This is a genomic window from Paenibacillus abyssi (assembly GCF_014640295.1).
Classification (GTDB): domain Bacteria; phylum Bacillota; class Bacilli; order Paenibacillales; family Paenibacillaceae; genus Paenibacillus_D; species Paenibacillus_D abyssi.
In genome coordinates, this window is sequence record NZ_BMGR01000019.1 from 65531 (window position 1) to 88458 (window position 22928).

Genomic DNA, 22928 nt, shown 5'->3' on the forward strand with positions numbered 1-22928 from the left:
GGAATGTCATCCCCGTTTCTGAGCGGCAATCTTCTCCGCTAATTCGTTCAGCTCTGTCCACCGGTCCATCAATTCTTCCAGCTTGTTCTCCAGCGCCTGCTGCTCCTCCGTTAGCTGCTGAAGCAGCACGGAGTCGCTTCCCGCCGCTTCCATTCGGGACAGCACACTATTCAAACGCTCCTCGGCATCGGCGATCCATTCGTCAATTTGCTCAAAATCCTTTTGGTCTTTGTAGCTCATTTTCAATGATTTTCCGCGCTCCTGCGGGGCGCTTCCCGAGCTTCCGCTGCCTTCAACTGAGTCCGCCGGCTTGCCTGCTCCCCGCGTAACATCCTGCGCAGACCCGGTACCTGCCGCTTCCCGCTGTCCGGCCTGCTCCTGATAATCGGAATAATTGCCGACATGATGCGAGATCACACCATTGCCTTCAAAGGCGATAATCCGATCCACGGTACGATCAAGGAAATATCGGTCATGCGAGACGACAAACACGACTCCCGGGAAGTCGTCCAGATAATCCTCGAGCACGGTTAAGGTCGCAATATCCAAGTCATTGGTCGGCTCATCGAGCAGCAGTACATTTGGCGCGCTCATCAGCACACGCAGCAGCTGCACCCGCCGCTTCTCCCCGCCGGACAGCTTGGCAATCGGCGTCCACTGCATCGGCCCGGGAAATAAGAACCGCTCAAGCATCTGCGTCGCGGAGATCGTTGTGCCATCCCCGGTCTTGACCTGCTCGGCCGCTTCGCGAATATATTCAATGACACGCAGGCTCTCATCCATCTCTTCATGCTCCTGCGTGAACCAACCCAATTGGACGGTCGGCCCGAGCACAACGGAGCCCGCATCCGGCTCGAATTGGCCCGCGATCAGCTTGAGCAGCGTTGATTTGCCGCTGCCGTTGCGGCCGACGATGCCGACCCTGTCTCCCGGCACGGCGATATAATTGAAATCACGTATGAGCTTACGGTCGCCAAACGACTTGCCGGCGTGCTCAATCTCCAATATTTTTTTGCCGAGCCGTGTCGAAGCAACCGACAGCTCCAGCTTGCCGGAAGTTCTCTCCGGTGCTGCCTCTTTCAATTTCTCGAAACGCTCGATGCGCGCTTTCTGCTTTGTCGTGCGTGCCTTCGCGCCTCTGCGGATCCAGGCCAGCTCATTCCTCAGCAGATTTTGCCGTTTGTCCTCGGACGCCGCTTCGCGTTCTTCCCGCTCCAGCTTCAGCTCCACAAACCGGCTGTAATTCGCCGTATAGAAAAACGCGCGGCCGCGGTCCAGCTCCATAATCCGGTTGCTGACACGATCCAGAAAATAACGGTCATGCGTGATCATGAGCAGCGCCCCTCTGCGCTTTTGAAGCATGCTCTCCAGCCAAGCCACCGATTCATTGTCGATATGGTTGGTCGGCTCGTCCAGAATGAGTATATCCGAAGGCTGTATGAGCGCAGCCGCCATCGCTACCCGCTTGCGCTGCCCGCCGGACAATGTGCCAAGCTTCGCGTCAAAAGTCGTGATGCCCAGCTTCGTTAATGCCATTTTGGCGTCACTTTCCAGCTGCCATGCATTCAGCGTATCCAGGCGCTGGTTTGCTTCAATCAGCTTTTCCTGCAAGGCCGTGCTGCCGGGATTGAGTTCCAGTGCCAGCAATGTTTCCTGGTACGCACGAAGCGCGGACATTTCGGCCGAATCGCCCTGGAATACATGCTCCAGCACGGTCATCTCCGGCTCAAACGCAGGATTTTGCGAAAGCATCTGCACCTTTACCCGGCTGCCCACCGACACCTTTCCGCTATCAGGCGGCTCTAGCCCTGCAACCACCTTTAGAAATGTCGACTTTCCCGTCCCGTTGACACCGATGATGCCGATTTTATCGCCTTCGGCTACGCCAAACGTAACGTCCTGAAACAATATCTTCTCACCATAACTCTTGGTTAGGTTTTCTACGGACAATAAATTCATAACTTTCCTTTCCCCTCAGCCCTCTTTATCGACGGCATGGATAACGGTTCGATTCACGCTGATCCGCTTATTTATTCATTCTATCAAAATAAAAAGAATCCCCGCAACGGAGGATTCTTGGTTGATGGAGCTCTGCTGCCCTATAATGAATCTTTTTCACGCTTTACGCGATACAACGACTCCCGATTCACCCCATTCTCTTCAGCATAATAAGCCTTCAGCTTTCTTTCGGCTTCTTGATGGCATTTTCTTATGATCGCCTCCACGTTTGTCTCCGCCACCCTGCCCGTTTCCGTAACCGATGCATGTTCATGTTTAAGTTCCTCAACAATCCCCTGTTCGATCGTGCGGCTGATGATTTCATATAACACACCCAAGCGGGATCACCTGCTTTTTTTAAAAGTATGGAACTGAAAACGCCTTACGACAACGATTGGACGAAGTGCCTTCCGAAGCTCTTGCAGTCCTCCTTTTCCGCAGCAGAGGGATTGAGCGCTTCCTTGAAGATCAAGCACATTGCTTGCGCCGGCATCCTGCAGCTTTTCAATTAGAATATCGACTGTCGCACCATATTGTGCATACGATGAGTCCGGCCGTTTCTCCGTATTGCCGGTCATGCCCGCAACGGGGCCCGCCGTTATTGCCCGATCATTTGAACGCCTTCAAACAAAGTCGCCAGGTACAAGCTGCTGCCGTCCGAATCCATGTCCGTGACCGGGCAGCCCAATTTTACCGATAGGAGCGTGATCTGATTATGTATCGTGGACAATCGGTATAAGCCCCGATCGGAGCACACGAAGACGTTGCTTCCTTTGGTCACTATGGAGAAGATGAACATCCCGGCAAAATTGATCTTATCAAAGCCGCCTCGCTTGTTGCCCTGCAGCAGTTCTCCGCGTTCCGTTACGCCCAGCACAATCCCGTTATAGGCAGCCAAAGAAATAACCGCGCTCCCCAGCGAGTACTCCATCCATGCGCCTGTCAGCCGATCGTAAACGGCAATCCCTCTGTCCAGCGCCAGTACTATAAATTGCGGCAAATACAATACATCATAAACAATCGAATTAGGGTAAGCCGTTTGGCTCCAGTTGCCGCCGAGTCCGCTCCATAATCCGTATTGCGTCGCCGCAATCCCCATCCGGCCGACCTGCTTGTATTGGTAACAACCGATCACCAGGCCGGAAGCCTCCCATACGTCATTGTGCAGATGAAACAACCCTTGATTCGTGCATGCAGTGAGCTGATCCTGATCCGCGTACAACCGGTTGACATGTGTGCCGCCCGGCAAGCCGTTGTTGATGCTCTCCCAATCCTCTGCCTTATCTTTACGAAGCACGCCTTGACCCATGGGTGCTGCGACTAACGATTGCTCCCCTAACACTTTGACCGACGAGAAATGAAACATAAACCAATCCTTCCGGCTGGATCCTTCCCTATCCGCCACGAGAACAGCCTCCTTTTGTAAAAGTAATACGCTTTACAGGTTCTATTCTAATGATAATGATTATCAGTGTCAACTATCTCTCCACATCGTTTACTTTTTCACCTGGCGGCTGTTACCCTACTCGAGAAAAAAAACTTGCATTCCGCTTCCAAATTTTGATATGATATTTTTCGCTCTCTCTACGCAGATTCGCCACCTTTACCAATTAATGGAGGTGTTGCATGCTATTTCTCGTATTGGCGCGCAAAACATATGCGCGCAACCTGCAGTACCGCAGTGCGCATCTGGTGCATAATATTGCCAGCGCCCTGTTCGGCTTTATCTACGTGTCGATCTGGATGGGGATCGGCGAGAACCGGCCGCTCGGCGAATACGGCCTGACAGGGATCGTCAGTTACGTCGCCTTTAACCAAGCCTCCCTCTGGGTTGCCGCTTTTCTCACGAACGGCCTGGGGATGGAGCAATCGGTACGCACCGGCCAAATCGCGCTCGATCTGATGCGCCCCGTCCATCTGTTCTATCACTTGATGTGCAAGGAATGGGGACAGATCGCCTATCAATTCGTGTACAAGTTCCTTCCGATCTATGCGCTCTACTTCTTCGTGCTTCCACTGCATGTCCCTTCTTCATGGCAGACCTTCTTCTGGACTGCCGCTGCTCTGTCACTAGCTGCTTACATTACGATCTGCCTGAACTATCTCATCGGCGCACTCGCGTTATGGACCACTGAATCCCGCTGGCTGTACTGGGTCAATTATGCCTTCAGCATGCTGCTCTCCGGTTTTCTCATTCCGATTGAATGGCTTCCGAAGACTTTGGCCGATATTAGCCGCAGCTCCTTTTACCCCTACCTGCATTATATCCCTACGCGTATCTATCTCGGTATGGAAGACCGCTCCGCGCTCATAGGGGCTGTATGCTGGTGTGCCGCTTTTACCTTTCTCTGCTTGGCTGCAACTGGCTTCATGCGCAGAAAAGTGGAGGTGCAGGGCGGATGATCAAATGGCTGCGCATGTATCGATTACTGATTGCCGCTAGTATACGAAGCCGTATGGAGTACCGGTTCAACTTCTGGTTCTCCACCTTAATGGCCGTTATTATTAATGTCGTTGAATTTCTTATGTTGGCTGTCATCCTGCTGAAATTCGGCCATATCAAAGGATGGACAATGGAAGAATGCGGTTATCTGTATGCCGTGCTCACATTGTCCAAGGCCATTTACCGCACCGCAGCTTCTGATGTCCATCATCTGGAGAAATATTTGGTGGGCGGCGATCTCGATGCGCTGCTGCTCCGTCCCATCCCCATCCTGCTGGCGCTCATGTCGCAAAATTTCCAGCTTAAAGCCGGTGAGCTCATTCAGGGAACAGCTATCCTCACGATATGCATGGGTGTAATGATACGGCAGGGCCAAATGACGTGGACTGCAATACCTCTAACCATGGTCGTTATTATGTCGGGTGCGGTGTTGTTATTCGCGATTGGACTGCTGACCGCCACTGCCGGCTTCTGGATTCTCCGAATCGAAGAGCTCCAGAATATCACCGAGGACGCGGCGCGCACAGCGGCCCAATACCCTATGTCCATCTATCCGAACTGGCTGCAGTGGCTGCTTATCGGCGGTATTCCCGTTGCATTCGCAAATTATTTGCCCTCGTTATACATCGTACGGCAGCAGATGGACTGGTGGATCATTCCACTGAGCTGTGCTGTTGCCTTCCTTGTTCTGGGGGCTGCGCTTGCTGCCTGGCGTGTCGGCATATCCCGTTATCAGAGCACTGGAAGCTAATAAGGAGGTTGAAGATATGATTCAAGTGACGGATTTACAGAAGCAATTTAAAACCTTACGAAAAAAAGAAGGGGCCGCAGGCGGCTTACGAACACTGCTCTCCAGGGATTATCAGGTGAAAGAAGCGGTAGGCGGCATCAGTTTTGCCATTGAGCCTGGAGAATTCGTCGGTTACATAGGTCCCAACGGCGCAGGCAAATCGACCACAATCAAGATGCTCGCCGGCATTCTTCATCCCACCTCCGGTACGGTCTCGATCTGTGGCATGAGCCCTCACCGGGAACGCCGCCGGGTCACAAGGCGGCTGGGGGTACTGTTCGGACAGCGGACCGGGTTGTGGTGGGATCTGCCCGTTAAGGATTCGTACGATATTTTGGCTGCGATGTACGGTCAGGATAATCGAGTGAAAGAGACAAGACTCGCACAGCTCTCAGAGCTGCTGGCGCTGGGCGAATTTATCGATACACCCGTACGAAAGCTATCGCTTGGCCAGCGGATGCGGGCGGATATCGCAGCTGCGCTGCTGCATGATCCGGATATTCTGTTTCTCGACGAGCCGACGATCGGCCTGGATATGATCGCTAAACGCAGCATCCGAAATTTCCTTAAACAAATTAATTGTGAGCTGGGAAAGACGATTTTGTTAACGACGCACGATATGGATGATATTGAGCAGTTATGCAAGCGGGTTATGGTGATCAACCATGGCAAACTCGGATTTGACGGGTCGATCGATAGGCTCAGAAGCAGGATTGGGCTGCCGACTAAGATTCGGGTATGCTATGCATCACAAGTTCCGCCTTGCGGCAGCCTCCCGGATACAAGGCTTCAGCTTATCTCACAAGAAGGGCGCACGCTCACCATAAGCTGCAACCGTGAAGAGCTCAGCGCGATGGAGGCGCTTCGCCTGCTTGAACAGCTCGGCATTATCGAGGATGTCCATATGGAGGAGCCGGACTTTGAGGATATTGTGCATCAGATTTATTGAGAGGTTAGACACAGCAAAGGACCGCCGGCCTGGCGGTCCTTTGCTATCATTTATTGCTGGGTTTGCGATCTTTCCTTTTTAAGCTTCTCTCTTCTTTCCCAACGGAACACTTTATCTAGCATTTTGTATACAAGCTTGGATTCTTTGGTCAGCAGAGGCCCCAAGATCGCCAAGATCAAGACATACAGCGCGGCAAATGGCTGAATGATAGCCAGCAGCCCGCCTGCTTTCCCGATGTTCGCCATGATGATGGAGAATTCGCCGCGGGAGACAATTGTCAAGCCGATGTTCGACGATGCTTTGCCTGACAATCCGGCCGACCGCCCAGCAAGCATGCCAGCCGTGAAGTTACCGAACAGCGTGATGGCAACAGCTCCGAGTGCAAGCAGCCAAACCTGGAGATCGCCGAACATCGTCGGATCAATCGTCAAGCCGAAGCTGAAGAAGAACAACGCGCCGAAGAAATCCCGGAACGGAAGAATCAGATGCTCGATCCGCTTCATATGCTCTGTCTCCGCCAGCACCAGACCTACGAGCAGCGCGCCGATTGCTTCCGCGACATGGATCGTCTCGGAGAAGCCGGCCACCAGGAAAAGAACGCCGAAGATAACAAGCAGGAACAGCTCGTTAGATCGAATGTTTAATGCCTTATTAAGCACCGGCACCATTTTGCGGCCAATGATAATGAACAATAACATAAAGCCTAGTGCATACGACGCCGACAATAAAATTCCGCCCAGTGAAGTCGCACCGCTAAGCACAAGTCCGGACAGGATGGAAATGTAGACGGCAAGGAAAATATCCTCAAACATGATAATCCCCAGAATCATTTCCGTCTCCGGATTGGCGGTTCGTTTCAAATCTACCAGCACCTTAGCCACAATCGCACTGGACGATATCGTCGTGATCCCCGCGATAACCAGCGTTTCATTAAGCGGAAACCCTGTAAACCAACCGTATAGAATCCCCAGCGTAAAGTTAATCAGGATATAAATGGTTCCGCCTACGGCAATCGAACGTCCTGATTTTATGAGCCGGCCTACAGAGAATTCCAGCCCCAAGTAGAACAACAGGAATAATACGCCCAGACGTCCAAGAAAGCTAATGAAGGGTTCACTTTCAATAAAGCGAAAATCAAGCAGTCCAAAATGAGGAGCATGCTCACCGACCGCCATACCGAGCAGGATGTAAAACGGGATGACGGAAAACCGCAGTTTAGCGGATAAAAGACCTACTAATGCGATGAGTATGACAGCTAAGCCGACTTCAAAGACGAGATGGTCCATGGCTTACACACTCCCGCTTTGCAATATTTGTTTCAGAACCTTAAGGTGCTGCCTTTCTCCCGCCACGATCAAAGTTGCTTCCGGTTTAAACACATAGTCTGGTCCGGGATTGATATGCTTCTTCTCTTTTTCCACCACCGCAATGATCGTCGTGCCGGTTTGCTGGCGAATATTCAACTCGCCGATGGATTTGCCGATCGATTTGGCGTTGGGCTCAATCTTATACCACTCGATCGTCAGATCATCCAGGGCGACTTCAATCGTTTCCAAAGCTTTCGGTTTGTAAGTCATTCCGCCGATAATCGCGGCAACCTGGCGCGCTTCGTCATCCTCCAGCGACACCATGGAGATGCTGTCGTCCGGATCGTCATATTCAAAGTGGTACATTTCACGCCGGCCGTCGTCATGAATGACAATGACCAGCTTCTCTCCGCCTCGTGTGTCAATCTGATATTTCTTCCCGATTCCCGGCAAATCCGACTCTCTAATGTTCATTGATAGGATCCCCTTCCGTTCTTGTTGGTTTTTTGTTTAACGAATTTTTCTTAAGCAGTACCCACAGCGGGGCTGCGACAAATACCGTCGAATACATCCCGAAGGCAAGGCCAATCGTTATGGCCAGCGAGAATAACTGAATAGTTGGGCTTCCGAATAAAAATAAGATTAATGATGCCACTAATACAGTTAAACCGGTATTAATCGTACGGGTCAACGTTTGCGAAATGCTTGCATTAACCAGTCTGGTTATATCCTCGGCCGATTTGATCTTGGCAAATCTCAGATTATCCCTAATCCGGTCAAACAGAACGATCGTATCATTAATCGAGTAACCGATAATCGTTAATACGGCAGCTACAAACGGCAGGTTTACTTCCATCCTGAAGATGGAGAAAATACTGACGACGACAAACGCGTCATGCAGCAGCGCAATGATCGCTGCCACTGCAAACCGCCATTCAAACCGGAAACTTACATATGCAATGATGCCCAAGCTGGCTACAAGAACTGCAATAATCGCTTTTAATCCAAGCTCCTGCGCAATACCGGGATCGACCGTATTCTCCTCGCCGGATATACCGTCGCCATACTCTGCCCGGAAGCCGTCGAGGATACGCTCCACCTCACCGGCATCCGAGCTAAGCACCTGATCAAATCTTGCCGATACACGGTCACTGTCATCGCCGCCTATGGTTAAGGTAGCAGGCTCAAACCCCGCCTCACCGATTAAACGTTCCGCGTCTTCTCTAGTGATGGATTCTCCAACGACAATATCCAAGCTGGTACCGGCCTTGAAATCAACGCCGTAATTCAGATTGAAAATTAATAATGACAAAATTCCTATAACCGTTATAGCAATAGAGAAAATAAAATACGGCTTGCGTTTACCGATAAAATCATAGTTAAATTTGTTATTCATCGGAATGACCGCTTTTGATTTGCTTTGCTCCAGCGGTTCAATCTGAGATTGTTTGACCCCTACATATTCCGGCTTCTGTAAGACATTACTGGAAACCAGCAATTGGAGCAGCAACCTCGATAAGAAGACATTGGTCACAATACTAAGCAGGATGCTGAGGATCAGCGTCAATGCAAAGCCTTGAATAGCTCCTGTACCCACATAATAGAGTACTACGCCGGCAAGAATGGTCGTTAAATTGGCATCCATGATGGTGCGGAACGAGCTTTTGGAGCCGGTCCTTAGAGCAGACAGCATGCTTTTGCCGCTGCGCAGTTCTTCTTTTATGCGTTCATACGTAATAATGTTGGCATCTACTGCCATCCCTATACCAAGTATAAATGCCGCGATTCCGGGCAGTGTTAATGTGGCCTGCATCCAATAGAATACAAGCAGCAAAGCCCATGTATAGGTCACCAAAGTGATGCTCGCTATAATGCCGGGAACCCGGTAGATCGCAATCATAAACAACAGGATGAAGATGGAACCGACAATACCGGCATTCACCGTCTGCTCGAGGGATTGTTGTCCGAGCGTCGCGCCGACGGATTGCGTATACTTCTCTGTCAATTTCAAAGGCAATGCGCCCAGATTAATAACATCCGCTAATTCTCTGGCCTCTTCTAACGTATAATCACCGGATATTGTCGCTTTACCGTCTGTTAACACGGCTTGAACAACGGGCGCGGACAGCATTTCCTCATCCAAATAAATGGCGAGCGGCTGTCCCAGCAGCTTCTCGGATACACTTCTTAGCTTTGCTGGATCTTTAACTTCAATTTGAATGATCGGCTGCTGAAATTCATTATAGCCTACTGTAGCCGCGCCTTCGACGAAGTCACTTCCCAGCATTTCCCTGGTTCCATCGGGACCGCGGAAGGTTAACTCGGCAGGTTTTTTCATGACTTCGCGAACGGTTGCTTCATCGGCAACGCCTGCGATTCTTGCGCGAATCCGGTTACTGCCCTCAGGCGTAACCTCCGGCTCGGCAACGCCGTATGCATTGGCTCTTTTCTCCAGGCTTATCGCCGTCTGTCTGAGCGCTTCTCTTGTAACCGTACCACCTTCGGTCAATGGCTCTGCTTCATACAAAATCTCAAAGCCGCCTTTGAGGTCAAGGCCTAGCTTTACTCCGCCCAAAATACCGGGAACCGTTGTGAAGACGATTGCCATTGTTAGAATAACCGTCAGCAAAAATGCCGCGATTCTGCTTTTCTTCATGATTAGATTAATCCCTTCTCATCAAATTCAGACAGGTGTCACTTTGACACAAATCTGGCCTCGTTCACCTTGCATAGCTGGCATTGTCAACCTTAGCCACAAACATCGAGGTGAATTTGATCGGCATGAGAAACAGGCTTTTTAAACGCGCAGGAATAAACATCCTAAAAAACACGGAATGGATCGTTAAGAGATAACACAGGAGGAGTGATAATATGATAATGGGAATCAATAGAGTATAAGACCAATGGGTGTGTGCAATAACCGCCTGTCTTATGCCAAGCATGTCGGTACGCTCGGCTTTGTCCAACATATGGGGAGCTTGAATAATGGGCCCGTTGGTGCTGACAGGCATTAACGGAACACAGACAAATAAGATCAAAAGGAGGACAACAAGTGTTTTCTTAAGCCATCTTTTCATCGGGCGGTTTGAATGCACGGTTGTACCTCCTTTTCTACATTAATTTGCGGTTTCAGCGGCCTGAATGAAACAAAATCTGTTTAAGCGCATTTAGATGCTCTCTTTCTCCGGCAACAATTAACGTGGAGTCCGCTTTAAATACATAATCGGGTCCCGGACTGATATGCTTTTTCTCTTGCTCCACAACCGCGATGATGGTCGTTCCCGTTTTCTGGCGGAAATTCAACTCACCGATTGATTTACCTATGCACGCGGCTTGTTTTCCAATCTTGCACCATTCTATTGTCAGATCATCGAGTGCGATATCGATGGTTTCCAGCGCTTTCGGCTTGTAGGTCATATCCCCCATAATGGCTGCGACCTGTCTGGCTTCATCGTCTTCCAGCGTCAATGTGGAAATGCTCTCATTCGGATCATCATATTCAAAATGATACAGCTCCCGTCTTCCGTCATCATGGATAACGACAACCAGCTTGTCACCGCTTCTGGCTTCGATCTGATACTTTTGTCCAATACCCGGCAAACCGGTTTCTCTAATATTCACTCGTATTTGCCTCCTTTTCTTTTTATCGGTTAATTTTCATTCTATCCTTAGTAACCACAAATAATATCCGGAAAACAACAAAGAGTTCATAAACCATTGGTAAAATGTATGAAAATACCCACGCCAGTGGGCGTTATTTCGGATGTAACAATCGGAATGCCCCGAATACGCTAATCAAATCTTTACCATTAGGCACCAATCTCTATTATAACATGATAAGAAATTGTCTCAACCCCTTTGGCAATAAATGAAATAGGCGCTGCCTATTGCAGCGCCTCCTGTTCTACCGTCTAGACTCCTTTGAACGTAAAAGTAAAGCTGTGATTACGGCTGGCATACAGGGTAAACTCGGCATGTGTGCGGGCCTGCCAGCTGTCGTCGCCGCCTACGCCCATTTGCTTCCCGTTCACCCGTACAACAATCTTGTCGCTCTGCGGCAGCTTGTATCCATGGCTGCTCGTTTCCAATTCCTCCGGCGTAAAAGGCAGAGCGTTAAATTCAACGGTAGGCGCTCCGGCAAACCGCAGGCCTGTCCCCTTATCATCGGTGAGCTCAGCCCAGCGCACATCCACTTTATTGCCGCACTCCTGCGGTTTTAAGTAAGGGACGAGCTGCTCCTGTACAGTGCTCTCATACACGCCCAGCTTCGCACCTGCGCTGCGGTCCCAGTAACTCTCATGCGGGCCTTTTCCGAACCACCTCAGCTTCTCCAGCGAAGCATCCAACACAAAGATGAGGCCGAATTCCGGAATTTCCGGCAGTGATTGAGCGCCTGGAAGCAGCACAGCTGTTACTTGAATAGCTCCGTCGCCTTGCACCACGTAAGTCACCTCATAGATCGATGGCACTGCTGTTTGCAAGGTCCAACGCTGACGAATCGTTACTTGCTCCCGGCCGCCTTCCACTCCCGTCAATGCCGCATTGCCGTGATCCCCGCTTACTTCCTTCCACATCATGCTTCTCTCGTTCAATTTGCTGCCGCGGTCATTATCCGTCCAAGCGCGCCAGAAGTTCGGCACCGGCGGCATAGAGATCAGGGTTTCGCCTGCATAACGGTAAGCGAGCATCTGGCCGGTAGAGGCGTCAAAAGAAACCTCGAAATGTTCATTGAACAGTTTGATTTGCCCATCCGCATGCTGCGTTTCAAGGGCCGGCAGCTCATTCTGTTTCCATGCTGCGTGATTAGCGGTGCCGAGGGAAAGCCGGAATTGGTCCCATGCCACCTCATGGCCTTGCGGCGCCCATGCGCTGTCTTCTTTTAAGACCAGGCTGACGTTTAATCCATACTCATCCGCTGTTTCGCCTGCAATATCAGGCAGCGCATACGTTAGCGTTACTGATGCAGTCTCGCCGGGAGCAACGGGGAAGCTGCCGCGGTATTCGCTCATGATCCCGCCGTCCCGCGTAACCTGCCAGATCCACTCATATTCACCCAGATCGGTAAACAGGAAGTGATTCGTTACGTTTAATTCCCCCGCTGCCGGATCAACGGCTTCGAACCGCACATTCTGGTAGCAGCGCTTCACCTCATACAGCTTCGGCGTCACAGAGCGGTCCGCAAACAGCAAGCCGTTGCCGCTAAAGTTGCCGTCATGCGGCGACTCGCCGAAATCGCCGCCATATGCAAGATATTCGATGCCATCGGCCGTCCTTGTCCGGATCGCCTGATCCACCCAATCCCAGATGAATCCGCCCTGAAGCACCGGATACTTATCGAATAAATCGGTATATTTGTATAAGTTCCCGTTGGAATTGCCCATCGCATGACTGTATTCACATAGAATAAACGGCTTTTTCGGTCCGGGCTTCAGCGCATACTGCTCCACTCCCGCAGGCGTGGTATACATGTGGCTTTCAATATCCGATGCCGCATCATACTTGCGGTGATGAAACGTTCCTTCATAATGTACGACCCGTCCCGGATCATTTTGCTTGAAGAAATCTCTCATATGAATGAAGTTTTGCCCGCCAAACGACTCGTTCCCTAAAGACCAGATGATGATGGAAGGGTGGTTCTTATCCCGTTGGTACATGGAATTGCTGCGGTCGAGCACATTATCCTTCCATTCCGGCTTGCTGCCGGGAAGCGTATCCTCTTCCTCCTGCTGCCCGTAACGCCACAAACCATGCGTCTCCAAATTGACTTCATCAATGACATACAAGCCGTACTCATCACAAAGCGAATACCAGAGCGGCTGGTTCGGATAATGCGAGGTCCTCACGGCATTGATATTATGAGACTTCATCAGAAGAATATCTTTGACCATCGTATCGCAGTCCATCGCCCGCCCATTTTCACAATGGAATTCATGGCGGTTGACGCCTTTAAGCACAATCCGTTTGCCGTTGATTTTCATGATGCCGTCTTCAATAGCAAACACGCGAAACCCTACCTTGCAGCTCTGCGTCTCTATAATCCGTCCCTGTGCATCCTTCAAGCTCACCACAAGGGTATATAGGCTTGGATGCTCCGCGCTCCATTTCAGCGGATTGTTGACGATGACGGATGCCTGCACAATCTCTGCTGATTGACCGTCAAGGTTCGCTTCCATCGATAATGGGGCATCAAGCACCGGACGTCGCTGTTTGTCGTACAGCATCGCTTCCACAGTTACCGTCTCATCGCTGAGCATGTCATAATTCGTAATCTTCGCCTGCACGGTAAGATCGGCATGTTCATAGCTGCTGTCTAGATCGGTTGTGACTTTGTAATCATAGATGTGCGCGTGCGGCGTCGAGTACAAATACACATCCCGGAAAATCCCGCTCAGCCGCCAAAAGTCCTGATCCTCCAGCCAGCTCGCATCACACCAGCGGTACACTTCGACTGCCAGCTTGTTTTCCCCTTCTACTAAGTATGGCGTAAGATCAAACTCCGCAGGCGTGAATGTATCTTCACTATAACCGACCAATTCCCCGTTGAGCCATACATAGAAGGCTGACTCTACACCTTGGAAGCTGATAAATACAGGCTGGTTCCGCCAAGCTTCAGGCATCGTGAAGGTGCGAATGTACGAGCCCACCGGATTATACTTGGTCGGGGCAAAAGGAGGCTTCACCTCCTCGGTATCCTGCCAAGGGTAGCGAATATTCGTGTATTGCGGATAGTCGTAGCCTTGCAGCTGCCAGTGTGACGGAACCGGCATGTCCGCCCAGCCGCTATAGTCGTAGTCTTGCGAATAGAAGTTTTTAATCCGCTGCTCCGGATTTTCGGCAAAGCTGAATTTCCAGCTTCCATTTAAAGAGAAATAAGAGGATGACTGCTTCGGCTTGGCGTCCAATGCTTCTTCTACAGTGGTGTAATGAATCGAATCCGTATGCGCTTCCATCCTGTTCAAGGCAAATATGTCAGGGTTGTTATTCCATTCCGGATACCCGTTGGCGGGTGGGCTGTAGATGAATTTTCTCGGCATGCTCATAACCTCGCTTTTTTCGTTAGTCAAGATCTGCTGCTGCAATATCTAAAGTATAACGAAAGAAATATATTGCCGATACGAGAACTTTTTCATACGGATATAACAATATTCATTTTTAAACACAGCAAAAAAAACCACCGCAAGCGGAGGCTTTATCCGACAATCGGTAACTCCGTTTAATGGCGGGAGGTCGGCGGTGAACCTCCGAGCCTTTCCATCTGCGAGCAAATCTCATGCTGCCAATCCGTATCGTTCGTCATGGAAGCGAGCAGCGAGATATTTCTCAAATGCGCCAGCTCCCGGCAGTAGGAAGCATTCACAGCCAAGCAATGCTCCAGATCCATCCGCTCTTGATCGGTCAACTCCCGGCAGCCCCGGAGCGTCCACAGTTCCGCTAGCCGTTCATGAATGGGTAAAATGGCCACCATACTCCCCCCCTTTCATTTATAGTATCGCCAAAAAGATATCGGATGAAACGGGAAAAGGCTGATCTTTACGTGTGCTATGCTCGAATTTGATTGACAAACGTACCCTACAAGTCTACTATTTGGCTTGCATGGATTGTTTTTTTCCTGTATAGGAAAAATAACGATCACGCAACCTGAACGATGGAGGCATTCCTTTTCTAATGAGGTCGATCACTACTAAGTTTATGAAGCAAATTACCCCGACACAATTTATCGTGCTCGGTTATCTGATTGCCGTGGTGTTGTCCACACTGCTATTAAAACTGCCCATCAGTTGGCGTGATGGGGTCTACCTGTCATGGATGGATGCCCTTTTTACGGCAACAAGCGCGGTCAGCGTTACCGGATTGACCGTTGTTAACACTGCGGAATCATTCAGCGGTTTTGGCAAGATTGCGCTGCTCTTTATGTTTCAGTTAGGCGGCATCGGGATCATGACCCTTGGTGTCTTCTTATGGTTGATTCTCGGACGGAATATCAGCCTCTCCTACCGGAAGCTGATCATGATTGACCAGAACCGCAACAACCTCTCCGGACTTGTCCAATTGCTGCGGCTGGTTTTCATGCTCGCTCTGATCATTGAGGGCGTTGGCGCCATTATCCTCACGGTCTATTTCAGGCTCATGGGTTATTACGATGATTGGTTCACGGCGTTCGTACACAGCATCTTTCATGCGATCTCCGCTTTTACCAATGCCGGCTTCGATATTTTCGGCAACTCGCTCGCGAAATTTTCATCCGATTATTTCGTGCAGACCGTTACGATGCTGCTGCTTATACTGGGAGCGATAGGCTTCCCCGTATTGATCGAGCTGAGGGAATATTTCTTTGGCAAACACCAAAATTACCGTTTCTCCCTTTATACCAAAACGACCGGCTACATGTTCCTGCTGCTTTTCGTCGTCGGGGCGGCCGGCATCTGGTTGATGGAGAACAATCTCTACTACGCGGCGATGCCATGGCATGAGAAGCTCTTCTATTCCTTGTTCAACTCGTTGTCCACACGCAGCGGAGGCCTGGTAACGATGGATGTAGCCATATTCAGCATGCCTACCCAATTGCTGCTGGCTACGTTGATGTTCATAGGCGCAAGTCCCTCCAGTGTAGGCGGGGGGATCCGCACGACTACATTCGCCGTTATTTTGCTTACCTTGTACAATTATGCCTTGGGACGCAGCGATGTTCGCGTGTTTCACCGGACGATCAAGCAAGAAGATATTCTGAAGAGCTTTGTCGTATTTACGGCCGCCTCGATGCTTGTCATCCTAAGCGCCACGGTGCTTGCTTATACCGAGCAATCGCATATCTCGCTGGTCGCGATCTTTTTTGAGATCTGCTCCGCTTTCGGAACGAGCGGATTATCGATGGGGATTACAACAGAGCTCTCCACCGCCGGAAAATGGGTGATCGTCGCGCTCATGTTTATCGGCCGGATCGGCATGCTCTCGCTGCTCTTCATCTTCCGCAAGAACCAGCGCAAGCAAAACTACCATTATCCAAAGGAAGACATTATTATCGGGTAACAAGCGAGGTTGCACACTATACATTAAAATGCTGTCTGATCGTGGTTTACGATCGCCGGAGCATGCGCATCACTCACGGTTCTCCACAAAAAAAGCAGCGCCCCAACCGGGGCGCTGTTTTTATGGTCACATCTTCACATAATTACGCCAAGCATGCACCGGCTGCCAGTTCAGCAGCTGTTTCGCCTTTGCGTTGCTGAGCAGCGACTCGAAACCGTGCAGTTCTGCGCGGAAATCCGTTACCTCAGGGAATTGAGCGGCAAGCAGCTCCCTGCTTGGAATGTCCATGCTGCTGTCGTCAGCCGCAATATTCAGCGCTACGGAGCCCAGCCCCTCCGCTTCTACAGCAAGCCGGCAGGCAACCGCGGCATCCCGCGTATCAATATAACTCCACAGTATCCGATCCCTTTGCTCCGGATCATGGATGAATGACGGGAACCGCTCATACGCCTCCGGAGGAATGACATTCCCTAACCGGAAGGATACAACCTGCATCCCCGTACGGCGGTTGAACATGTCCGCCGTCTGCTCATTCACCACCTTGGACAGTCCATAGCTGTCCTGCGGAAGCTGTGGATGCGCCTCATCTACAGGGACATATTGCGGTCCGAAACGGTTCACCGCGAACACAATTCCGTAAGAGGATTCGCTCGAGGCAATGACCGCCTTGCGGATGCCGAGTCCTGCAGCCGCCTCAAGCACATTATAAGTCGACTGGACATTATTGTGGAAAGTCACCTCATTGGGATGCGAGTATGCGACCGGAATTGCACCCAGATGGACCACAACATCCGCGCCGGCCAATACGCCGTAAGCTTCCCCTAATTGAGTAAGGTCAACAATGACGGTCGGACAGAGCGATTCTTCGGGTTTCTTCCAATCCGCATTCACAACCTCGTAGCCCTGTTCGACGAATTCCTTAACGACCCATTTACCGAGCATTCCGCTACCGCCGGTTATTACCGCCTTTGTCATGCCGCCTCCCCTTTCTTATTCCGCTCCAAGTATGCCTTCGATCCGGTCAATGACCTCTTGCGAGAGCTCCACGCCCGCCGCTTTGGCATTCTCCGTCACCTGCTCCGGACGGCTTGCGCCAACCAATGCGCTCGCTACGTTCTGCTGCCGCAAAATCCACGCCAAGGCCAACTGTCCCACTGTCAGGTCAAGCTCGCCTGCAATGCCCGAGAGCTCGCGCACTTTGGCAATCTTGTCATCTGTTACGCCATTGCGGACCCACTCCAGCTTGGCCGCCCGGCTGTCTGCAGGAATGTCCGCAGCTGAGTTATATTTCCCTGTCAGCAGGCCTTGTGCCAGCGGCGAGAAGACAACCTGACCGATGCCGTTGCGCTCGCCGAACGGGATTACTTCCTTCTCAATGTACCGGTTAAACATGTTATAGACCGGTTGGTTGACGACAATGCGGTCCAGCAAATAACGATCTGCCGCGCCAAGCCCTTCGGCCATTTGCGTAGCCGTCCACTCGCTCACACCCACGTACAGCACTTTGCCCTGACGAACGAGATCGTCGATGGCCCGCAGCGTCTCATCGATCGGTGTCTCCGGATCATAGCGGTGGCAGTAGAAAATATCCACATAGTCCTCGCCAAGGCGCTTCAAGCTGGCATGAGCCTGCTCCATGACATGCTTGCGGGACAAGCCGCGGTCGTTTGGACCTTCACCCATCGGCCAGAACGCTTTAGTCGCCAGCACGTAGCTATCGCGCGGATACGCTTTCAACGTTTCGCCAAGCAGCACTTCAGCAGCGCCTTTCTCGTATACATTTGCCGTATCAAAAAAGTTAATTCCCAGATCATATGCATTTTCAATTGCCTTTACAGCATTTTCCCGTTCCACGTAACCACCGTATGTCAACCAACTGCCAAGGCTGATTTCACTCACCTTCAAGCCGCTTCTTCCCAGTCTCCGAAATTTCATTTTCGCTTTCCTCCTTGAATACGGTTTAATAGAGGGACACCAGTCCCCCTCTTATTCTATAGAAGAATATGCCATAAAAGAAGTAGTGAAATATTTATCATTATATTATACTGTTTATATATACTATACTTTAGGTAACTAGATTTCGTGGAGGAGACTGTCTATGTCAGCAAACAATTATATTCCGAAAGTTCCAGTTGTGATTGATTGCAATATCGAAAAGACCCTCGATGTTTTAGGCGGCAAATGGGCCTTTCTCGTGCTGCGCGAACTGTTCTGCGGAACAAAACGCTTCGGTGAGCTGCAGCGCCTTATTCCGTCCGTCAGTCCCAGAGCCTTAACGAGCACCTTGCGCCATTTGGAGGAAAAAGGCGTTCTGGAGCGTCATGTCTTTCCTACCGTTCCGGTCACCGTGGAGTACACCTTAACACCAAAAGGCAAGGACTTGCACCAAATTCTTAAGGAAATGAAATTATGGGCGGCAAAGTGGGGTTAAATTAGAAAAAGACGCATTGCAGTCGATTGCAGTGCGTCTTTCACATGTTTATCTACTTGAATGAGGGATTCATTTAACGGGGAAATCCTCCCGTAAATAGATGTGTCTTCGTACGAAATGACCCACCAAACTGGAAATCCTCCTGCTAATTCGGCGCTCGAGCGATAAGACGAGTTCAACCGATAAAACTAGCGGGAGGATTTCCATCTTTACTTCTTCCAGAAGCCTTGAAGGATGAATTAACTGGAGGTTTTCCAGGATAGCTTACCTCAACGATAAAGGAACGGCTCAGATCAGTTCGGCCACACCCGTTCTTATTCAACAGGCGCTGCAGCTTGCTGCTCTTGTGCGCCTGCCCCTACGCTGTCCGCTTCATCTGGAGCGGTCTCATTCTGCGGTTTTGCAGGCACGCCGGTCAGCCCGATCTCTTCATCGTACGCATCAAAAATTTTACGCGCGATCGGCGCCGCGCCCCAGCCGCCGTACCCGCCGTCCGGCACAACCACCGCCACCGCGAGCTTCGGATTATCGGCTGGCGCGTAAGCGATAAACACGGCATTCTCGACTCTTTTACGATTGCCGACGTCCTGCTGGGATGTTCCTGTCTTTCTTCTGAAGCTGTATTTAAAGCCGTCAAACCCTTGGACCGGAACAAGATTCATGCCCCGTTCGATCTCTTCCCAATATTCCGTCGGGATATTCACTTCATTCAGAACCTCCGGCTGAAAGCTCTGCACGAGGCTGCCGTCGGAATCTTTAATCTCGTTAACGAACTGCGGTTTCATCCGCTTGCCTCTGTTCGCGAGCATGGATGTGTATTGGGCAAGCTGCAGTGCGGTGTAGCGCCCTTGCTGGCCAAACGACGAATAGATGAGTGCCGCCTGTTCACTGCCGGCCGTTTCGCTGAAATAATCGACAACGCCTCTGGATTCATTGGGCAGGCCGCTCCCGGTTTCGACACCCAGGCCAAACTCCTTCATATACCGGTCCCAAATCTCCAGCCCTTGGCTGCCGGGCAGCATATACAATTTGTTGCCGATCATTTCAGACATGAACGCATTCGACGATTTCGCAATGGCCTGGGCGGGATCAATCGCGCCATTGGCAACATTGCTGGCATTTCTAACTGAAGTCTCATACCCTTTGCGTCCGAAGCTGAATAATCCGCGGTCATAATAAGTGGTCGTAGTCGTAAATAACTTTTCATTCAAACCAAGCAGCACCGAGAGCGGCTTCATCGTCGAACCAAGATATACAAGTGATGAAGGATGGTTCCTGCCGACTTTTGGATCTTCGTAATAAGGGTATACTTCCCTTATGGTTCCATTATTAATGTGGTACTGCAGAAAGTCCGACTGCGCTTGCGTAATGCTGCCATTCCAAACGTTAGGGTCATAGTCCGGCATGCTTGCCATCGCAACAACCTTCCCCGTCTGGACCTCCATCGCTACCGCGTAGCCGGTTCTGGCGTTCACGGCCCGCTCCCGGACATTCGAGGAGGTACGAATCTTCTCCAGATGATTCATGATCGCTTCCTCGGTTTTCAGCTGCACATCCTTGTCGATCGTCAGATACAGGTTATTGCCTTTCTCCGGCACCGTCAATTCCATCGGACCAACAATCCGGCTCATATTATCAACCGGGTATGTTTTGAGGCCGTTTTTGCCGCGCAATTGCTCTTGATACATGTATTCAAGGCCATCATAGCCGACTCTTTCTTTGTCCAGATACTGCTCGGATGGATCCCGATTCAGGTTGTCTTTCTTAATATCCTGATAATACTTCAAGCCATACTGGTCTTGATACAGAGCATTGAAGCCCTTCATGTAACCGACGAGCTGTACGGCAATCGTGCCTTCATCATAATTCCGGATGCTTTCCTCAACAATTTCTATGCCAGGGTAAAGATCGCGGTTTTCCATGAAGTAGGCAATTTCCTTCTCGTTCAGATCCGCCTTGATGCGCCGGGGCTCATAAACATAACTCACTCTGCCGTTAACATCCATAATGTCAAAAATCTCATCAGCGGTCATCGGCTTGGCTGTCGGATCGCCCAGCTTGTTGATTGTGTCTGCAAGCTGCTTCGCCATTTCGCGGGCTCTTTCATCCCCTGTACCGGGTTCAAGCGTATAATAAAGCGACTGTGTCGAGGTAGAATAAGCGATCGGATAACCATGCAAATCATAAATATTTCCCCGGATAGGCGGGATTTTGACATTACGCGTGCCATAGCTGGACTCCATCTCCCTAAGCTCGGGACCTTCTACAAACTGCAGGACAGCCAGACGGACAATCAATACCGAAAACAGGAAAAAGGTAAGAAAGAAAAAGACATTTAACCGGAACGAAAAGTTTCGGCGGTTAATGATTTCCCTTTTCTGTTGTTCTTCCGTTCGTAATTGAGTCATTTCATTCGTTCTCCTTACTTAAGCAAACTTCTTCCCTGCTCCTTATAAGTATACTTGAATTAACGGCCACATCCAAATCTTTTATTATGAGACTTTTATGACAAAAATGCCATAGAGGCCGCCCTAAGCCAGTCCAGCTTCCGGGCAGCCTCTATGAAATCCATCTGTGCCGCATTGCCTTGGAACCGCAGCGAGTTACTGCTTAGCCGCCTTGTAAGCATCGATATATTGGGATGCACGCTTGGCGACAAGCGAATAATCGCCCTGCTTGACCGCTTCGGTCGTCAAGTCAGAGCCGATGCCGACCGCTACGGCGCCGGCCTTGATCCATTCACCAAGATTATCCAGCGATACGCCGCCTGTCGGCATGATGTTGGCCTGCGGCATCGGGCCTTTGATTGCCTTGATCATCGCCGGCGAATACAGATTGCCCGGGAACAGCTTGACAATATCGACGCCAAGCTCGAGCGCTTCTTGTATTTCCTTGACCGTCATGACACCCGGCATAATCGGCACCCGATATCGATTGCACAGCGCCACCGTAGCCGGATTAAGGGACGGCCCCACGACAAATTCCGAACCGCATAGAATCGCGGCCCGCGCCGTCTCAGGATCAAGCACGGTGCCCACTCCGATAATGGCGTATTTTGAAGCGTCTGCTGTTGTGCTTGAATATTTTTTGGCAAGCTCTTCGATTGCGCGAAGCGCGAAGGGCACTGTCATCGTGACTTCAATGACCTTGATCCCCCCCGCGATCGCCTGCTCCGCCATTTCAACGACTTCCTGCGGCGTATCTCCACGAAGTACAGCGACTACGCCTTCATTTGCGATTTGCTGGATGAGTTTGATTTTCTTCACTCTTGCTTCCCCCTAGTTTTATTATGCTTCTCTGTTCCTTGAGCAGACGAAGCAAGAACATCGCGAATAACACTGCGCAAAACCCTATGTAAGCAACCCATAACGTCCTCAAATCGATATTGGGAAATATAACGGTAGAACCGAGCAGCCCGAACATCCATATCTGTGAAAAGGTTCCTACCGCTGTCGACCAGAGGTACGCATTGAAACTAAGCGGAGATATAGCAGCCATAATGGAAGTCACATTGCTGGGCACGAATGGAACGGATCGTAATAAAATAACAACCCACACGCCGTAATGGTCCATGTGCCGCTGCCATTTCTCGTATTTAGCCAACCGCGTGCCAAACCTCTTGATGATCCATGCCTGGATAAATGATCTCCCGAGCATAAAGCAGACAATCGAGGCAATCGTTCCGAGCACCCAACTGATAAACAGACCTTGCATCAGACCCAAGCTTGATACATGCAGAAGAAGCAATGTTGCGAAAGGAAAGATCGTAATAATTCCTTGAATAATGGTTAGAGGTACGGTGAGCAGCAATAAATAATGGCCGCTCAGCTGCGTCATTTCCACCAAGCCCTCAATGGCGGTTTCAATCCACTCCTGCACTGCGCTTCATCCCTATTCAATTTCGAAATTTTTCCTTTTCATTATACCTTATCCATTCCTACGTAAAAAGACCATTCTGAAAACATAAGCTTCCAGAATGGTCA

Annotated in this window: 20 protein-coding genes; 5 read left to right on the top strand and 15 right to left on the bottom strand. The window is 50.5% G+C overall.

Annotated elements, in window-relative coordinates:
• Nucleotides 1-6: 6 nt before the first annotated feature.
• The 4 genes from IEW11_RS22405 to IEW11_RS22420 all read right to left on the bottom strand — a co-directional run bounded on the left by IEW11_RS22405 (nucleotide 7) and on the right by IEW11_RS22420 (nucleotide 3403).
• Nucleotides 7-1959 (bottom strand): ABC-F family ATP-binding cassette domain-containing protein, encoded by a 1953-nt coding sequence (locus tag IEW11_RS22405; RefSeq protein WP_188533315.1) that lies wholly within the window; start codon nucleotides 1957-1959, stop codon nucleotides 7-9.
• A 140-nt stretch (nucleotides 1960-2099) separates the two neighbouring features.
• On the bottom strand, nucleotides 2100-2336 hold the full coding sequence (locus IEW11_RS22410; protein WP_188533316.1) for a hypothetical protein: 237 nt from the start codon (nucleotides 2334-2336) through the stop codon (nucleotides 2100-2102).
• Between the two features lie 6 nt (nucleotides 2337-2342).
• Nucleotides 2343-2576: a hypothetical protein gene (locus IEW11_RS22415; protein ID WP_188533317.1), complete on the bottom strand. Its 234-nt coding sequence runs from the start codon at nucleotides 2574-2576 to the stop codon at nucleotides 2343-2345.
• Nucleotides 2577-2596: 20 nt separating this feature from the next.
• The gene (locus IEW11_RS22420) at nucleotides 2597-3403 is read right to left on the bottom strand and encodes a hypothetical protein (protein ID WP_188533318.1); all 807 of its coding nucleotides are present in this window, start codon (nucleotides 3401-3403) and stop codon (nucleotides 2597-2599) included.
• 221 nt (nucleotides 3404-3624) lie between these two features.
• On the opposite strand from IEW11_RS22420, the gene IEW11_RS22425 reads away from it, so the two are divergent.
• From IEW11_RS22425 to IEW11_RS22435, 3 genes are read left to right on the top strand one after another with little or no spacing between them, the layout of a single operon-like run.
• Nucleotides 3625-4401: an ABC transporter permease gene (locus IEW11_RS22425; RefSeq protein ID WP_188533319.1), complete on the top strand. Its 777-nt coding sequence runs from the start codon at nucleotides 3625-3627 to the stop codon at nucleotides 4399-4401.
• Nucleotides 4401-5192 (top strand): ABC transporter permease, encoded by a 792-nt coding sequence (locus IEW11_RS22430; RefSeq protein ID WP_188533359.1) that lies wholly within the window; start codon nucleotides 4401-4403, stop codon nucleotides 5190-5192. Before IEW11_RS22425 ends, IEW11_RS22430 begins: the two co-directional genes overlap by 1 nt.
• 16 nt (nucleotides 5193-5208) lie before the next feature.
• On the top strand, nucleotides 5209-6180 hold the full coding sequence (locus IEW11_RS22435; RefSeq protein ID WP_188533320.1) for an ABC transporter ATP-binding protein: 972 nt from the start codon (nucleotides 5209-5211) through the stop codon (nucleotides 6178-6180).
• 50 nt (nucleotides 6181-6230) lie between these two features.
• On the opposite strand, the gene IEW11_RS22440 is transcribed toward IEW11_RS22435, so the two are convergent.
• The 6 genes from IEW11_RS22440 to IEW11_RS22465 all read right to left on the bottom strand — a co-directional run bounded on the left by IEW11_RS22440 (nucleotide 6231) and on the right by IEW11_RS22465 (nucleotide 14952).
• A complete protein-coding gene (locus tag IEW11_RS22440; protein ID WP_188533321.1) occupies nucleotides 6231-7466 on the bottom strand; it encodes a cation:proton antiporter in 1236 nt (411 codons plus the stop codon).
• 3 nt (nucleotides 7467-7469) lie between these two features.
• The gene (locus IEW11_RS22445) at nucleotides 7470-7961 is read right to left on the bottom strand and encodes a cation:proton antiporter regulatory subunit (RefSeq protein ID WP_188533322.1); all 492 of its coding nucleotides are present in this window, start codon (nucleotides 7959-7961) and stop codon (nucleotides 7470-7472) included.
• Entirely contained in the window at nucleotides 7951-10143 is a 2193-nt protein-coding gene (secD, locus tag IEW11_RS22450; protein WP_188533323.1) for a protein translocase subunit SecD, read from the bottom strand. Before secD ends, IEW11_RS22445 begins: the two co-directional genes overlap by 11 nt.
• Before the next feature lie 473 nt (nucleotides 10144-10616).
• Entirely contained in the window at nucleotides 10617-11108 is a 492-nt protein-coding gene (locus IEW11_RS22455; protein ID WP_188533324.1) for a cation:proton antiporter regulatory subunit, read from the bottom strand.
• A gap of 290 nt (nucleotides 11109-11398) precedes the next feature.
• Nucleotides 11399-14521, bottom strand: a complete 3123-nt coding sequence (lacZ, locus tag IEW11_RS22460; protein WP_188533325.1) for a beta-galactosidase, LacZ type — start codon at nucleotides 14519-14521, stop codon at nucleotides 11399-11401.
• A 179-nt stretch (nucleotides 14522-14700) separates the two neighbouring features.
• Nucleotides 14701-14952 carry a DUF7667 family protein gene (locus IEW11_RS22465; RefSeq protein ID WP_229725581.1) on the bottom strand — a complete coding sequence of 84 codons (252 nt, stop codon included), beginning with the start codon at nucleotides 14950-14952 and terminating at the stop codon, nucleotides 14701-14703.
• A gap of 200 nt (nucleotides 14953-15152) precedes the next feature.
• On the opposite strand from IEW11_RS22465, the gene IEW11_RS22470 reads away from it, so the two are divergent.
• Complete coding sequence (locus IEW11_RS22470; protein WP_188533326.1) at nucleotides 15153-16514, top strand: TrkH family potassium uptake protein; 1362 nt, start codon at nucleotides 15153-15155, stop codon at nucleotides 16512-16514.
• 126 nt (nucleotides 16515-16640) lie between these two features.
• Here the strand turns inward: IEW11_RS22470 and IEW11_RS22475 are convergent, their stop codons facing one another.
• Both IEW11_RS22475 and IEW11_RS22480 read right to left on the bottom strand, forming a co-directional pair.
• The gene (locus IEW11_RS22475) at nucleotides 16641-17489 is read right to left on the bottom strand and encodes an NAD-dependent epimerase/dehydratase family protein (protein WP_188533327.1); all 849 of its coding nucleotides are present in this window, start codon (nucleotides 17487-17489) and stop codon (nucleotides 16641-16643) included.
• Between the two features lie 15 nt (nucleotides 17490-17504).
• Nucleotides 17505-18449, bottom strand: coding sequence for an aldo/keto reductase family protein (locus IEW11_RS22480; RefSeq protein WP_188533328.1), 945 nt, complete (start codon nucleotides 18447-18449; stop codon nucleotides 17505-17507).
• Between the two features lie 163 nt (nucleotides 18450-18612).
• On the opposite strand from IEW11_RS22480, the gene IEW11_RS22485 reads away from it, so the two are divergent.
• Nucleotides 18613-18945, top strand: a complete 333-nt coding sequence (locus IEW11_RS22485) for a winged helix-turn-helix transcriptional regulator (protein ID WP_188533329.1) — start codon at nucleotides 18613-18615, stop codon at nucleotides 18943-18945.
• 314 nt (nucleotides 18946-19259) lie between these two features.
• Here IEW11_RS22485 and IEW11_RS22490 read toward each other — a convergent pair whose 3' ends face one another.
• The 3 genes from IEW11_RS22490 to IEW11_RS22500 all read right to left on the bottom strand — a co-directional run bounded on the left by IEW11_RS22490 (nucleotide 19260) and on the right by IEW11_RS22500 (nucleotide 22824).
• Nucleotides 19260-21353, bottom strand: coding sequence for a peptidoglycan D,D-transpeptidase FtsI family protein (locus IEW11_RS22490; RefSeq protein ID WP_188533330.1), 2094 nt, complete (start codon nucleotides 21351-21353; stop codon nucleotides 19260-19262).
• A 195-nt stretch (nucleotides 21354-21548) separates the two neighbouring features.
• Nucleotides 21549-22211, bottom strand: a complete 663-nt coding sequence (locus IEW11_RS22495; RefSeq protein WP_188533331.1) for a bifunctional 2-keto-4-hydroxyglutarate aldolase/2-keto-3-deoxy-6-phosphogluconate aldolase — start codon at nucleotides 22209-22211, stop codon at nucleotides 21549-21551.
• Nucleotides 22174-22824 (bottom strand): TVP38/TMEM64 family protein, encoded by a 651-nt coding sequence (locus tag IEW11_RS22500; RefSeq protein ID WP_188533332.1) that lies wholly within the window; start codon nucleotides 22822-22824, stop codon nucleotides 22174-22176. The genes IEW11_RS22495 and IEW11_RS22500 overlap by 38 nt, the downstream gene beginning before the upstream one ends.
• Nucleotides 22825-22928 lie beyond the last annotated feature (104 nt).